Source organism: Pseudomonas sp. FP2309, assembly GCF_030687575.1.
Classification (GTDB): domain Bacteria; phylum Pseudomonadota; class Gammaproteobacteria; order Pseudomonadales; family Pseudomonadaceae; genus Aquipseudomonas.
This window is the reverse complement of the sequence record NZ_CP117439.1, coordinates 3,016,389-3,030,921: the sequence shown is the minus strand read 5'-3', so window position 1 is coordinate 3,030,921 and position 14,533 is coordinate 3,016,389. Positions and strand designations below refer to the sequence as shown.

Sequence of the window (14,533 nt, the reverse complement as noted above, 5' to 3'; positions counted from 1 at the left end):
GTCAGGCCCTGCAAATGAAAAACCCCATGAGTCATCATGGGGTTTTTTCGTTACAGCGGTGCGGGTTGAATGATCTCAACCCAGTACGCATCCGGGTCCTTGATGAACGCCAGGCTCTTCATGCGGCCGTCGCTCAGGCGCTTCTGAAAATCACAGCCAAGGGCTTCAAAGCGTTCGCATGCGGCGACGATATCCGGCACCGAGATGCAGATATGGCCGAAGCCGCGAGGGTCGGTATTGCCGTTGTGGTAGGCGAAGTCGGCATCGTTTTCGGTGCCGTGGTTGTGGGTCAGTTCCAGGATGCCCGGGATCGACTTCATCCATTGGGTACGCGCGGCGGCGTCGGCTGGAATCTGGGATTTGTCCACCAGAGCCAGGAAGTACAGGCTGAACTCGGCTTCGGGGAAGTCGCGTTTTTCAACCAGAGAGAAGCCCAGTACGCGGGTGTAGAAATCCAGCGACTTGGTGATGTCCTTGACCCGCAGCATGGTGTGGTTGAACACGAAGTTCGAGGTGGCGGTGTCAGGTTGGGCGGTGACGCCCGGGAAAGTGTTCAGTTCGTGCAGGCTCATGGGCCCTCCAGAAAAAAATGGGGCAAACGCGGCTCCAGGTGTGGGGAGCGTTCCCTTGGCTTGCGGGCGGCATCCGTGCAGCGCCGCCATGATACGCAAGGCCCGCCTGCTGCGCCAAATGAAAAAGGGAACGCAGGTCTTGCGAGTTGCGGGCGGTGGGGCTCAAACTTCGGCACTTGATCCTTGGGTGTTTTTCGCATGAGCGACGTTCGTAAACGGCTGTTAAGTACTGCATGTTTGCTGTTGGCCAGTTCCTTGGCGGCGGCAGCGGACCCTGAAGTTCATTGGCCCAGCGGCTGGCAAATCGAGGAAGTGGCAGCCGACGGCGAGGCACCGACAAAACCGCAGCCGGTCTCGCGACAGCGGGCGATCAAGAATGATGAAAATGGCAACACTGTGATGGTCATGGAGTTAACCGGCACGCCCATCGAGGTGGGGCATAAAGTTAATCTGGAGGGCGTTCTGCTTGAAATGCGCAAATCTATCCAGAAAGATTTTGCCCAGGGCGGTTATCAAAGCGTGTGCACCAAAATGCACGCAGCTACATTGAGCCGTCTTGAAGCGCTGGAGACTACCTGCGTGATTACCGAGAACGGACGGCACGTGCTGTCGCAAACATTAGTAGGGGCGGTGGATATCGATAAGGCGTATGTTTTTTCATACGCGGGCCAAGCCGCAGCCTACGACGCGAGCAAGGAGGAAGTCCGCTCGGTGCGCGAAACCCTCAAACTTTAAGTAGGGGTGACCGGTCGGCTCTGAAAAATGAAATGTTATTTAAGTTCGCTTTCGAACCGATGAATACAAAAAGCCCCGTCTAAGCGGGGCTCTTTATTAGTGCAGTGCGATCAACCGCGAAGCCAGGAATCTACAGTGGCGGCGCCGTACTGTTCTTTCCAGGCCTTGAGGCCGCGGTGGTTGCCGCCCTTGGTTTCGATCAGTTCGCCGGTGTGCGGGTTCTGGTAGACCTTCACCACGCGCGCGCGGCGTTGTTTAGGGGCGTTGGCGGCAGCAGCGCTGGTCTTGCTCGGGTTTGGATCGAGGATCAGGATGATTTCACGCAGGCCTTTGCCGTAGGTCTTCATCAATGCCTGAAGCTTTTCTTCGAATTCGATTTCTTTCTTCAAGCCAGCATCGTTCTTCAGGGATTCCAGCTGGGCGAGCTGCTCTTGAAGGGCTTTTTCTGCTGCGCGAAATTCGGCGAGTCTGGACAAAATCTTTACTCCAATAGTGTAGTTGGCTGTTATCAACGGCAGACAAAGCTATTAAGCCAAGAGCTTTAAGGCGACTCAAACAACAAGCCAGCCTACGAGTTCTGCACAGGCAGGAAAAATTGTAGTAGTTAATCCGCTACGAGTAAATCACGTCTTTTGTGCCATTAACATTATTTCAAGGTGTTTAGTGCAGGTTTTTCAATGGCTGACCAGGCATTTAATGAATTCATCAATCGGCAAAGGCTTACCAAACAGGTAACCCTGTAGGAAATCGACACCCTGCGCGGCGAGATAGTCGCACTGCTCAATTGTTTCCACACCTTCTGCAACGACACCCAGATCGAGCTTGCCGGACAGCTCGATGATGCTGTCCAGAATATGGCTAGATAGTGCATCTGCACCGATCATGGCGACAAAACTCTGGTCGATCTTCAAGTAGTCCACATTGAAGTTGCGCAAGTAACCCAGGCTCGAATGGCCAGTGCCGAAATCATCGATGGCAATCATCACGCCCAATTGATGCAAGGCAACGAACAACTGACGGGTGATATCGGTGGGTTCGATCAGTTCGCGTTCGGTCAACTCCAGTACCAGCGTCACCTGGCCCGGCGCGAAGGCAGCCAGGAACTCACGACAGTCATCCACCAGCGCCAGATCGTGGCAATGCCGCGCGGTGATATTCACACCGATATGAAAGCCTGGGTCGAAGCAGCCCGCGTAAGGCGCGAGCCGCGCAGCCGTCTGACGCAGCAGGGCGCGGGTCATTGGCACGATCAGGCCGCAATGTTCGGCCAGCGGGATAAACAGGTCCGGGCTGACCAGGCCTTCCTTGGGATGCTGCCAGCGCATCAGCACTTCGCAGCCGGCCCATTGGCGAGTGTCGCCGTGCACCACCGGCTGAAAATAGGCGATGAACTCATTGGCCTCCAGCGCCCGTTGCAGTTCATGGGTGGGGGCCGACGAGCGTTTTTGCAGCCAGTGCGCGAATACGCCGGCCAGCACGCCAAAAAACACCACCAGGCTGAACAACGCGGGATAACGATCGCGCATATATCGCCATACCTCACCCTCCGGCATGCCGGCGTCGACGCTGTACGGATAGCGGGCGGACGCCAGTTGGTGGTGGGCGACCGCAAACGTGGGCATCGGCAGGTTGCGCACGTTGCCATCTGCCCCGAGCCAATGGGGCCCAACCTGCAGGATCAGCTGTGTGTAACGGCTGATCAGGCGCAAAGCGTTGGTCAATTGGTAACCGTCGATCGAGGCAAATGCAGCTTTGTCTGCGTCGACCAGTCGGTAAACCAGCAGCGCGGTATCCGGGGTGACCGGGTTGCTTTTCATCAGCCACAACGTGCCTTCGACATAGTCACTCGGGTTGACATCGGACGCCTGCTCGCCGCCAAACAGCGAAGTGCAATAAATGTTCCTTTGCCACGACAAGGTCGTCGCGCGCACGAACGGTCGGCGCGTGACTTGCTCGCGCAGGGCCAGTTGCGTGGCGTTATCGCAGGGTTGGCCCGCCAAAGGCAGCAAAGCCTGAGCGGCGAGGGCGGTGTTATCGAGCATCAGGTCAAACTGGCGCACCGCTTCCTGAGCCGTAAGGGCGGTATTCTCTTGCAGCGAGCGTTCGGCCTGCCAGTGCAGGATGACTACGCCAAGGGCAATAGGCAGTAAGCCACTGAGCGCGGTGATCAGGCTGCGAGTGGCCCGTTTTTGCTTGCCGTTGACGGTCAGGGGCATGGGGGAACGGCCTGTCGCATTGGGAATAGGTCGATGATAGATGGCTTACCGGTAATAAGCTCGACGCATCTGCCCGCCTGTTCACAGCGCCAGGCTTTGGGCCGTACGAATAAACGCCAACGTCGCTGGGGAAGATTGGCGTCGGTCCAATACCGCCAACCCCACCCGACGCGGCACCGCGGGCAGCAGCGCACGCTGCACATAGCGAGGGTCGGGTGTGGCGGGCAAGGAGGCCTGCGCCACCAGGCTGACGGCATCGCCACGGCTGACGGCTTCCAGAGTGCTCAGCAACTGCGAGCAGCGATAACGGATGTTCGGGCTCAGGCGCGCGTCGCTGAACAGGCGTGTGACCAGTTCCGACGAGCCGGCCTCGGTCAGGGCAAACGGCGCGCTGCACAAGTCGTCGAGGGTGACCTGCTGGCGGACGGCCAGCGGATGATCGGCAGGCAGCAGCGCGACCATCTGGTCCTCGAACAGTGGGTAGGTATCAAAACGCTCCTGTTCGAGCACGACAAAGCCGATATCAATCCTGCGTTCGTCCAGCCAATGCATGACCTGCCTGTCAGGCCCTTCGTCCACGTGCACTTCGATGCCAGGGTGCGCCTGTGCAAAGCGATGGAGGATTTTGGGCAGCAGGTAAATGGAGGAGGTTGGCCCGAACGAACCGATGCGCAACGTCCCGCGCTTCAGGCCTCGGGCGTCTGCGGCCTCCTGCTGCAGCGTGTTGGCCAGGCCCAGCATGGCGCGGGCCCGGCCGAGTAACTGCTGGCCGATGTCGGTGGTTTCTACCAGGGTTTGATGGCGCCTGAACAAGCTCACGCCCAGTTCCTGCTCAAGCGCCTTGATGCCGTGGGACACCGCCGATTGACTGATGCCCAAGCGGTGGGCGGCACTGGTGAAGCCTTGCAGTTCGGCGACCAGCGAGAAGATTTCGAGTTGGGTCAGGGTCATGAGTGATTACTCATTTTACGATGATTGATCATTAGTCGAAGAATACGTCAATTCCGCTGCTGGCCGAGCCCTTCCATGCCCCTCGTTTCCGATCGCCTCACATACTGCAAGCTGGTCGCCGTCACCATGATCTGGGGCGGCACCTTCGTCGCCGGGCGTTACCTGGCCGACCAAGTCAGCCCGCTGCTGGCCGCCTGCGCGCGTTTTATCCTGGCGAGCCTGGCGCTGTTGCTGTTCATGGCCGCCGCGCGGGTCGCCCTGGTGCGCCCAAGCCTTGCGCAGTTGGCGCAACTGGCGGTGCTGGGATTTTTCGGGATTTTTTTCTACAACCTGTGTTTCTTCTATGGGCTGCAGTACATCAACGCTTCACGCGCGTCGTTGATCGTGGCGTTGAACCCGGCGGTGATCGGGTTGGCTTCCTGGCTGTTGTTCAAGGAGCGGCTGGGGCGCACCAGGGGCGTGGGCATTGCGCTGTGCCTGGGCGGGGCCGCTACGGTAATTGTCAGCCGCAACCCGCAGCTGATGCAGGAAACGCCTGACAGTTGGGTGGGGGATCTGTTGATTGGCGGCTGTGTACTGGGCTGGGGCGTTTACTCGGTGTTTTCCAGGGGGCTGAATGCAAGCCTGGGTCCGTTGCAGACCGTGACGTGGTCGGTGCTGCTGGGCAGCTTGATGTTGACCGTCAGTGCAGTGTCTGCCGGCGAAGTCACGCTACAGGCGCTGACACGCATTGATCTGCGCCAATGGCTAGCCTTGTCTTACCTGGGTGTACTGGGTTCGGCGCTGGCGTATATCGGATACTACGATGGCCTGCGGCGTATCGGCGCGACGCGTTCCGGCGTGTTTATCGCGCTTAACCCGCTGACCGCCGTGGTTTGCGGCGCGCTGCTGCTGGGCGAACAACTGACCCTGCCCATGCTGACCGGCGGGGCCGTGGTGCTGCTGGGTATCTACCTGTGCAACAAACCCCTTGCGCGGGCCAGGGCAATGGGGATTTGATAAGAGAACGGACAAACGCTGTTACGCTGTGTAGAATCGATTTACGCATACAAGAATATGGACTTGCGCTCACGCAAGCCTCGGCCGTCAGAGACTGATGTAACCATGAAGCGACACGGCTCCCCCCTCATCTTTGGTGACTTCCTCGCCCGCAGCGTGCGAGGCCTGTCCTGTGCGCCTCCCTCGTACCTCATCCTTGCTCGCAACTGACCGATTGCTACCCACAAGAATGATGAGGCACGCGCCATGACTGACCAATATGAAAACCCGATGGGCCTGATGGGCTTTGAATTTATTGAATTCGCCGCGCCCACCGAAGGCACCCTGGAGCCGATCTTCGAGATCATGGGCTTCACCAAGGTGGCGACCCACCGCTCCAAGAACGTCCACCTGTACCGCCAGGGCGAGATCAACCTGATCCTCAACAACGAACCCAACAGTATCGCCTCGTACTTTGCGGCCGAGCACGGCCCATCGGTGTGCGGCATGGCGTTCCGCGTCAGGGATTCACAGCAAGCCTACAACCGTGCCCTCGAACTCGGTGCCCAGCCGATCCATATCGAAACCGGTCCGATGGAACTGAACCTGCCGGCGATCAAAGGCATCGGCGGTGCGCCGTTGTACCTCATCGACCGTTTCGGCGAAGGCAGCTCGATCTATGACATCGACTTCGTCTTTATTGAAGGCGTGGACCGTAACCCGCAAGGCGCCGGGCTCAAGGTCATCGACCACCTGACCCACAACGTCTATCGCGGGCGCATGGTCTACTGGGCCAACTTCTACGAAAAACTGTTCAACTTCCGTGAAGCGCGCTACTTCGATATCAAGGGCGAGTACACCGGCCTCACGTCTAAGGCCATGAGCGCGCCGGACGGTATGATCCGTATCCCGTTGAACGAAGAGTCGTCCAAAGGTGCCGGGCAGATCGAAGAGTTCCTGATGCAGTTCAACGGCGAAGGCATCCAGCACGTGGCATTCCTTACCGACGACCTGATCAAGACATGGGACGCGTTGAAGAAGATCGGCATGCGCTTTATGACCGCGCCGCCCGACACCTACTACGAAATGCTCGAAGGCCGCCTGCCGGACCACGGCGAGCCGGTGGACCAACTGCAAGCGCGTGGCATCCTGCTGGACGGCTCGTCCATCGCAGGGGACAAGCGTCTGTTGTTGCAGATTTTCTCCGAAACCCTGATGGGCCCGGTGTTCTTCGAGTTCATTCAGCGCAAAGGCGACGATGGTTTTGGCGAGGGCAACTTCAAGGCACTGTTCGAATCGATCGAGCGTGACCAGGTGCGTCGTGGCGTGTTGACCACCGACTAAGCGTAAAAAGCCCGGCCGAGGGCAACCCCCGGCCGGGCTTTTATTGGCTGGCTGTCAGGCCCGGCGTTGACGCACCAGATGCTTGAACCCTTCGAACACCAGCACCATCACCGCAATCCAGATCGGAATGTAGGTCAACCACTGCCCCGGTTTGATCCCTTCGCCCAGCAACAGTGCCACCATCAGCAACAGCACCGGCTCGACGTAGCTGAGCAGCCCAAACAGGCTGAACGCCAACAAGCGGCTGGCGATGATATAGCTCACCAGTGCCGAGGCGCTGATCAGGCCCAGGATAGGGATCAACGCATACAGTCTGGGATACACATCCAGCACCGCAACGCCTTGTTCGCCGCTTTGCACAAACCACCACGCCACTGGCAGCATCAGTGCCATATCCAGCCAGAGTCCGCCCAGATGGTCGGTCTTGAGGTATTTGCGCACGATGAAATACAGCGGGTAACCGATGATCACCACCAGCGTCGCCCAGGAAAAACCTCCGGCCTGGTACAGCTCGTTGACCACCCCGAGACCGGCGAAGAACACCGCGATTTTTTGCAGATAGGACAGTTGCTCGCCCCATACCAGGCGTCCGGTCAGCACCATGGTCAGCGGCAGCAGAAAGTAACCCACCGACACATCCAGGCTGCGCCCGTTGAGCGGTGCCCACATAAACAGCCACAACTGCACGCCGAGCAAGGCGGACGAGAGTGCCACCCCGGCGATCATCCGAGGCTTGGACGCGAGGACGCGCAGCAGGTCGCGCACCTGTCGCCATTCGCCGCTGACGACCATGAACACCGTCATGCACGGCACGGTCAGCAACATCCGCCAGCCGAAAATCTCCAGGCCGCTCAACGGCGTGAGCAGCGACGTGAAGTAATACATCACGGCAAACAACACCGAGGCCGAAACCGATAACACCACACCTTTAGACACGCTGTCCTCGCGAAATCCGATTTGTACAAGAGAGCGGGCATTATGGTGCTTGCGGCGTGAAACGGCTGCTCTGTTTTGGGGCGTATGGCAAGAAAATTTCTCACTGCCCCTCAGCAGGGGCAGCGACCCATGAATTTACGTGCGCGCGCTGCGGCCCGATACGAAGTGGCTCACGTCATTGAAACCGGGGGTAGACGAATGCCCCGGCGTGACCAATGAATCGATGAACGCTTCATCCTCCGCCGTAATCTTCACCTCCAGCGCGCCGGTGTAGGCATCCCACTGCGCTTCGGTGCGTGGCCCGACAATCGCCGAACTCACCGCCGCGTTGTTCAGCACCCAGGCAATGGCAAATTGCACCATCCCCACCCCACGCCCTTGGGTGTACTGCTGAATCTGCTGGGCCATGCGCAAAGACTCCACACGCCATTCGGTTTCCAGGATGCGTTTGTCCTGGCGCGCCGCGCGGCTGCCCGGTTCAGGGGGGACGTCCGGCGCATATTTGCCGCTGAGCACGCCGCGGGCCAATGGGCTGTAGGGCACCACGCCCAGACCGTACGCCGCGGCGGCGGTGATCTGTTCCACCTCGGCCTGGCGGTTGACGATGTTGTACAACGGCTGGCTGATCACCGGCTTGTCCACGCCCAGGCGCTCGGCCACGCGGATCACCTCGGCAATGCGCCAGCCACGATAATTGGACAGACCCCAGTAACGTATCTTGCCCTGGCGAATCAGGTCACCCATTGCCGAGACAGTCACCTCAAGCGGCGTGTTGTGGTCTTCGCGGTGCAGGTAGTAGATGTCCAGGTAGTCGGTGTCGAGGCGGACCAGGCTTGCTTCCAGCGCATTGAAAATACGCTTGCGGCTCAAGCCGCTGCGATTGGGCATGCCGTCCGGTGGGCCAAAACCGACCTTGGATGCCACCACCCAGTCCTGACGGTGCCGGGCGATCGCTTCCCCAACCAGCTCTTCGGAGCGTCCGCCGGTGTAAACGTCCGCCGTGTCGATAAAATTGATGCCTTGGTCCCAGGCCTTGTCGATGATGCGCAACGAGTCTTCGGCGTTGGTCTGCTCGCCAAACATCATGGTGCCCAGGGTCAAGGCGCTGACCTTCAACCCGGACTGGCCCAATGTGCGGTAAATCATGCAAAACTCCTCAAGTCTGGGAAACGTGAGGCCATGCAATACCAGACTCAGAGGCTCTGGAACAAGCCCTGCGCGCATTTCTTCATGAACACAGCAACGCCTGGCAGCGCTCCTGTAGAAAGCCATGCAGCACCTTCACCCGTTCCGATACTTGCAGGCGATGCGGGCACATCAGGTTGAAAGGCGCCGGCTCCCCCTGCCAATCGTCGAACAGCGCTACCAGACGGCCTGCGGCAATATCGGCGACCACATCGAGCCTGGCTTTGTACGCCACCCCATGCCCGGCCAGCGCCCAGCGCCGCACGATTTCGCCGTCATCGCTTAGGAAATCCCCGGTCACGTCCACCTCCTGCACGTCGCTGCCCCGATGAAAGCGCCACGTCTTGCTGACCTGGCCCTGGCGCATGTACCGCAGCGCACTGTGGTGCGACAGGTCCAGGGGAACCTGCGGCGTACCGTGACGCGCCAGGTACGCCGGGCTGGCGCACGCGACGCGGTGGTGATCAGGCGCAATCGGCAGCGCGACCAGACTGGAATCCTGGGGCACGCCGAAGCGCAGGGCGATGTCCACCGTTTCGCGAAACAGGTCGGCGTTGCTGTCGTTAAGCATCAGTTGCAGACGGATATTCGGGTGCTGCTGCTTGAACTCATCGAGCCACCCCAGCACTACATTGCGCCCGAAGTCCGACGGCGCCGCCAGTTGCAGTAAACCGGTCAGGCCCTGGCTCTGCTGCTTGAGCGCCTGCTCACCCTCTGACAAGGCCGCCAGTGCCACGCGCACACTGTCCAGGTAACGCCGGCCTTCCTCGGTCAAGCGCATGCTGCGGGTGGAGCGCGCCAACAGGCGGGTGTCCAGTCGGGTTTCCAGGCGTTTGAGGGCAATGCTCGCCGCTGCCGGCGTCAGGCTCAGGCTGCGCGCGGCGGCCGACAAGCTGCCCGTGTCGGCGGTGCGCACAAAGACTTCAAGGTCAAGGATTGAGCTCATTTGTAAAAATCCTTTAAAGATCTTGTCGTTTTACCGGGATTTTTCATCGATTGCCAAGCTGGGAAGATGAACGCTCACTTTCTGACCCAGGACATTCCCCATGACATCTCCCCTGAGCGGCAAAACCGTCATCGTGATCGGCGGCAGCAGTGGCATTGGCGCAGCAGTAGCCGAGGCGGCGCATGCCCGAGGCGCACAGGTGGTGCTGGCCGGGCGACGGTTGTCGTCCGGCAGCGACAATGGCGTGCGCAGTGAACCGGCGGACGTTACCGACAGCGCATCCTTGCAACGTTTATTCGAAGGCGTGGGGCGCTTCGACCATTTGGTATATACCTCCGGCCCATCGGTTCGCGCCAAACCGTTGATCGACACCGACCTGCATGAGGCCCAGGACAACTTCGATGTGAAACTCTGGGGCGCATTGCGCGCGATCCAGCTGGCCCTGCCGTTTCTGGAAGCGCAAGGCAGCATCAGCCTGACGTCCGGACAATTGGGGCGTAAGTTGGTGCCGGGTCAGTTCATCAAGATCGGCATCAATGCGGCGACCGAGGCGCTGGGCAAGCAACTGGCCAAAGAGTTGGCGCCGCGCCGTGTCAACGTGATCAGCCCAGGGGTGATCGATACACCGGCGTATGCCGGGCTGGCGCAAGAGCAGCGCCAGGCAATGTTTGCCAAAACTGGCGGTGCGTTGCCGGTTGGTCGGGTAGGGCAGGCAGCGGAAGTGGCGGCGGGGTATGTGCTGGCCATGGAAAATGGCTACATGACCGGCAGTGTGATCGACATCGACGGCGGCGGCCTGTTGTAGCACGGGACCGACAGCGTGGCAGCCGGCAAACCCGGCTCCCACGCCGATATCACTAAGCCTTGAGGGTGCGCGTCATCCGCAGCGCCAGCACACTGCCCGCCACAATGACGCCTGCCAGCAGGTACAACGCCATGTCCGTCGACCCGGTGGCATCCTTCACAAAACCGACGATGTAGGGGCTGAGAAAGCCGGCCATCTGGCCCATGGAGTTGATCAACGCCAGGCCACCCGCCGCTGCGCCCGCGCTGAGCAGGGCGGTGGGCACCGGCCAGAACATCGGCAGGCCGGTAAGGGCGCCCATGGTGGCAATGGTCAGGCCGAGGATCGCAATGGCCGGGGTGGTGGCGAAGTTCACCGCAATCACCAGGCCGACGGCCCCCATCAACATCGGCACCACCAAGTGCCAGCGCCGCTCTTTGCGCAAATCGGCGGAACGTCCCACCAGCAGCATGAACACCGCCGCCAGCAGATACGGGATCGCACTGAGCCAGCCAATCACCAGGTTATCGCTGAAACCCAGGTTCTTGATGATCGAAGGCAGCCAGAAGTTGATCGCGTACACGCCGCTCTGGATGCAGAAGTAGATCAGGCCGAAGGCCCAGATGACCGGGTTCTTGAACACTTGCGCCAGGGAGTCGGTAGTGGTCTTGGGTTTGTTGGCCAGGTCCGTGGCCTGGTCGGCTTCCAGCACCGCACGTTCGTGGGGCTTGAGCCACTTGGCGTGGGCGAAGCTGTCACTGAGCAGGAAGTAGGCGAGGGCGCCGAGGATCACCGTTGGGATGCCTTGCAGCAGGAACATCCACTGCCAGCCCGCCAGGCCGCCTTGGCCGGCGGCGAAGTGGTTGAGGATCCAGCCGGAAAACGGGCTGCCGAGCAAGCCCGACACCGGGATCGCCGACATGAACAGCGCCATGATCCGCCCACGACGGAACGTCGGGAACCACTGCGAGAGGTACAGCACCACACCGGGAAAGAAGCCGGCTTCGGCGGCACCGGTGAACAGGCGCAGGGTGTAGAAGTGCGTCGGCGTGGTCACGAACAACAGGCACGTGGACAAGGTGCCCCACACGATCATCATCAACGCAATCCAGCGGCGCGGACCAAACTTGGTCAGCGCCAGGTTGCTCGGCACGCCGCACAGCACATAGCCGATAAAGAAGATCCCGGCCCCCAGGCCGTACACGGTTTCACTGAACTTCAGCGCATCGAGCATCTGCAACTTGGCAAAGCCAACGTTGACCCGGTCGAGGTAGTTGAACAGATAGCAGATGAAAATGAAGGGGATCAGGCGCAGGGTGATGCGCTTGTAGATGGCGTTTTTATCGTCATCGGTGGCCAGTGGGGCTGCGGCGCTCTGTGACATGGCACTCTCTCTTTATTATGATTTTTTGCGATGCGAGGGTAACGTTGATCGCCCCACGAGTCTCGGCCACCTGGCGGGCTGCTGTCTTTGTGCTAGCGCACAGTGATGCCAGCTTTGCGCTGTGCCGATGAACAACCATGCTTTCTAGGAACTTAGCCCCATGTTCGAGCTGGATCATGACCTGGCACAGGATATTGTCGATCGAACCATGGCGATTCTGCCCTACAACGTCAACGTCATGGACAGCCAGGGCCTGATTCTGGGCAGCGGTGAAGCCGAGCGCATCAACACCCGCCATGAAGGCGCGCAACTGGTGCTGGCCAATGGGCGCGTGGTGGAGATCGACGGCCAGACCGCCAAGCACCTCAAGGGCGTGCAGCCGGGGATCAACCTGCCGTTGATGCACGACCAACGGCTGATCGGTGTGTTGGGGATCACCGGCGAGCCGGAGCGGTTGCGCACCTACGCCGAACTGGTGCGCATGACTGCCGAAATGCTTGTCAGCCATCGGCACCAGCAAGCCGAGCAACAATGGCGGCGCCAGCGGTGCGATGACCTGCTGGCACTGCTCCTGGCCGACAGCGGTGACTCGCCACGGTTGGTCGATGAGGCACAACAACTGGGGCTCAAACCGCAGCTGGCGCGTAGCCCGTACCTGTTTGAGCTGGGCGCGGGCCAATCGGCAGAGGCCTTGAGCACCTGGTTGAGTTCGCGTTACCCGGACAGCTGGTGCGTCAGTTCGGCGCAGTTTTCATTGTTGTGGTGCCGGCCCGCGTCGGCGCAGGTGGACAACCCGCGGTTGCTGGACAAGCTCGAAGGCCTGGGCTGGAATGTTCTGCGCGTAGCGGTGGGTGGGCAGGCCGACGGGCTGGCCGGGCTGCGCCGTTGCTACCGGCGCGTGGGCGACTTGCTGGCCTACGGCCGTGACGTACTGCCCCGTTCGCGGCTGCTGACGCTCAACCGTTACCGCCTGCCGGTAATGCTCTGGCGCCATCGTAACGACGACGCCCTCGACGAGCTGCTCAACCCCTTGCGCAAGGTACTGGCCAAGGACAGCAACGGCCAACTGCTCGCCACGCTGCGCAGTTGGTGCGACCACGACGGGCAAAGCCAGGCCTGCGCCGACGCCTTGGGCATTCACCGCAACAGCCTGCGTTATCGCATGGAGCGCATCGCTGAACTCAGCGGCGTCGACCCCCTGACCCTGGACGGCATGCTCGCCCTGTACCTGGGCGTACAGCTGCTGCCGCAGTCTTTGTCGGAATGAACAACAAACCTGCGCCGTACCTGTGCATCGGACAGGCGTCAATCGCGAAGCCAACTGGCAGCATGGGCGTTATAAAAACCGGAGAAAGCCCATGAAAATCATCATCGCCCCCGACTCGTTCAAGGACAGCCTGAGTGCCGAAGGCGTTGCCCAGGCCATCGCCCAGGGGCTGGCTCAGGTGTGGCCGGATGCCCAGTTGGTCCAGTGCCCGATGGCGGACGGGGGTGAAGGCACAGTGGACGCAGTACTTGCCGCGTGCAACGGCGAACTGCGTCGCGAGCGGGTACGCGGGCCGCTGGGCGCCACCGTTGAGGCGCGCTGGGGCTGGTTGGCCGGCAGCCACACCGCGATCATCGAAATGGCCGAAGCCAGCGGCCTGCAATTGGTAGCGCCGAGCCAGCGCGACGCCTGCATCAGCAGCACCTTCGGCACCGGGGAGTTGATCCGCGCAGCCCTGGATGCCGGTGCCCAACGCGTCATCCTGGCGATTGGCGGCAGCGCCACCAACGATGGCGGCGCCGGCGCGATGCAGGCCCTGGGTGTGCAACTGTTCGATGCGCAAGACCAAACCCTGGCGCCTGGCGGCCTGGCCTTGGCGCATCTGGCCCGTATCAGCCTCGCACAGGTGGACCCGCGCCTGGCCCAGGTGCGCGTTGAAATCGCCGCAGACGTGAATAACCCGCTGTGCGGCCCCCATGGCGCCTCGGCGATCTTCGGCCCGCAAAAAGGCGCCAATCCATATCAGGTGCAGCAGCTCGATGCCGCCCTCGGCCACTTCGCCGATTGCTGCGCTCAGGTGCTGCCCAAAGACGTGCGTGAAGAACCCGGCAGCGGCGCCGCCGGTGGCTTGGGCTTCGCGGCCAAAGCCTTTCTCGGCGCGCAGTTTCGTGCGGGGGTGGACGTCGTCGCCGAGCTGGTCGGCCTGGATGAAGCGGTGCGTGGCGCCGATCTTGTGATCACTGGCGAGGGCCGCTTCGACGCTCAGACCCTGCGCGGTAAAACCCCGTTTGGCGTGGCACGCATCGCCCGGAGGCACAATGTCCCGGTGATCGTCATCGCCGGCACCCTGGGCGATGGCTATGAGCAGATGTACGCCCACGGCGTGGATGCCGCGTTTGCATTGCCGGCCGGGCCGACCAGCCTGGAACAGGCGTGCAGTGAAGCGCCACGCTTACTGCGCGAGCGGGCTGCCGATATCGCGCGGGTATGGCGCGTTGCCGCCAGGCGCTGACGCA

The 14,533-nt window shown here is 61.0% G+C and carries 14 protein-coding genes; 6 read left to right on the top strand and 8 right to left on the bottom strand.

The annotated features are described in order from the left end of the window. Positions 1 to 50 precede the first annotated feature (50 nt). Positions 51 to 572 carry a lactoylglutathione lyase gene (gene gloA / locus PSH59_RS13765; protein WP_017528076.1) on the bottom strand — a complete coding sequence of 174 codons (522 nt, stop codon included), beginning with the start codon at positions 570 to 572 and terminating at the stop codon, positions 51 to 53. Between the two features lie 198 nt (positions 573 to 770). Here gloA and PSH59_RS13760 point away from each other — a divergent pair, with 198 nt between their 5' ends. Continuing rightward, positions 771 to 1,307: a DUF4946 domain-containing protein gene (locus PSH59_RS13760; protein ID WP_305392921.1), complete on the top strand. Its 537-nt coding sequence runs from the start codon at positions 771 to 773 to the stop codon at positions 1,305 to 1,307. A 110-nt stretch (positions 1,308 to 1,417) separates the two neighbouring features. On the opposite strand, the gene PSH59_RS13755 is transcribed toward PSH59_RS13760, so the two are convergent. From PSH59_RS13755 to PSH59_RS13745, 3 genes are all read right to left on the bottom strand, one after another. Beyond that, positions 1,418 to 1,783, bottom strand: a complete 366-nt coding sequence (locus PSH59_RS13755; protein WP_248081017.1) for a histone-like nucleoid-structuring protein, MvaT/MvaU family — start codon at positions 1,781 to 1,783, stop codon at positions 1,418 to 1,420. A gap of 198 nt (positions 1,784 to 1,981) precedes the next feature. Further along, on the bottom strand, positions 1,982 to 3,523 hold the full coding sequence (locus tag PSH59_RS13750; RefSeq protein ID WP_305392920.1) for an EAL domain-containing protein: 1,542 nt from the start codon (positions 3,521 to 3,523) through the stop codon (positions 1,982 to 1,984). Positions 3,524 to 3,604: 81 nt separating this feature from the next. Beyond that, positions 3,605 to 4,474: a LysR family transcriptional regulator gene (locus PSH59_RS13745; protein ID WP_305392919.1), complete on the bottom strand. Its 870-nt coding sequence runs from the start codon at positions 4,472 to 4,474 to the stop codon at positions 3,605 to 3,607. A gap of 75 nt (positions 4,475 to 4,549) precedes the next feature. On the opposite strand from PSH59_RS13745, the gene PSH59_RS13740 reads away from it, so the two are divergent. Both PSH59_RS13740 and hppD read left to right on the top strand, forming a co-directional pair. After that, entirely contained in the window at positions 4,550 to 5,473 is a 924-nt protein-coding gene (locus PSH59_RS13740; protein ID WP_305392918.1) for a DMT family transporter, read from the top strand. Between the two features lie 246 nt (positions 5,474 to 5,719). Further along, a complete protein-coding gene (gene hppD / locus PSH59_RS13735) occupies positions 5,720 to 6,796 on the top strand; it encodes a 4-hydroxyphenylpyruvate dioxygenase (protein ID WP_248081027.1) in 1,077 nt (358 codons plus the stop codon). Positions 6,797 to 6,850: 54 nt separating this feature from the next. Here hppD and rarD read toward each other — a convergent pair whose 3' ends face one another. The 3 genes from rarD to PSH59_RS13720 all read right to left on the bottom strand — a co-directional run bounded on the left by rarD (position 6,851) and on the right by PSH59_RS13720 (position 9,863). Beyond that, on the bottom strand, positions 6,851 to 7,732 hold the full coding sequence (gene rarD, locus PSH59_RS13730) for an EamA family transporter RarD (RefSeq protein ID WP_248081029.1): 882 nt from the start codon (positions 7,730 to 7,732) through the stop codon (positions 6,851 to 6,853). A 135-nt stretch (positions 7,733 to 7,867) separates the two neighbouring features. Next, positions 7,868 to 8,878 (bottom strand): aldo/keto reductase, encoded by a 1,011-nt coding sequence (locus PSH59_RS13725; protein WP_305392917.1) that lies wholly within the window; start codon positions 8,876 to 8,878, stop codon positions 7,868 to 7,870. Positions 8,879 to 8,960: 82 nt separating this feature from the next. Beyond that, on the bottom strand, positions 8,961 to 9,863 hold the full coding sequence (locus PSH59_RS13720; RefSeq protein ID WP_305392916.1) for a LysR family transcriptional regulator: 903 nt from the start codon (positions 9,861 to 9,863) through the stop codon (positions 8,961 to 8,963). A 100-nt stretch (positions 9,864 to 9,963) separates the two neighbouring features. Here PSH59_RS13720 and PSH59_RS13715 point away from each other — a divergent pair, with 100 nt between their 5' ends. Further along, positions 9,964 to 10,668: an SDR family oxidoreductase gene (locus PSH59_RS13715; protein ID WP_305392915.1), complete on the top strand. Its 705-nt coding sequence runs from the start codon at positions 9,964 to 9,966 to the stop codon at positions 10,666 to 10,668. A 52-nt stretch (positions 10,669 to 10,720) separates the two neighbouring features. On the opposite strand, the gene PSH59_RS13710 is transcribed toward PSH59_RS13715, so the two are convergent. Next, a complete protein-coding gene (locus PSH59_RS13710) occupies positions 10,721 to 12,031 on the bottom strand; it encodes an MFS transporter (RefSeq protein WP_248081035.1) in 1,311 nt (436 codons plus the stop codon). Positions 12,032 to 12,191: 160 nt separating this feature from the next. On the opposite strand from PSH59_RS13710, the gene PSH59_RS13705 reads away from it, so the two are divergent. Next, positions 12,192 to 13,298, top strand: a complete 1,107-nt coding sequence (locus PSH59_RS13705) for a sugar diacid recognition domain-containing protein (protein ID WP_248081036.1) — start codon at positions 12,192 to 12,194, stop codon at positions 13,296 to 13,298. A 91-nt stretch (positions 13,299 to 13,389) separates the two neighbouring features. Then, on the top strand, positions 13,390 to 14,529 hold the full coding sequence (locus tag PSH59_RS13700) for a glycerate kinase (protein ID WP_248081038.1): 1,140 nt from the start codon (positions 13,390 to 13,392) through the stop codon (positions 14,527 to 14,529). Positions 14,530 to 14,533 lie beyond the last annotated feature (4 nt).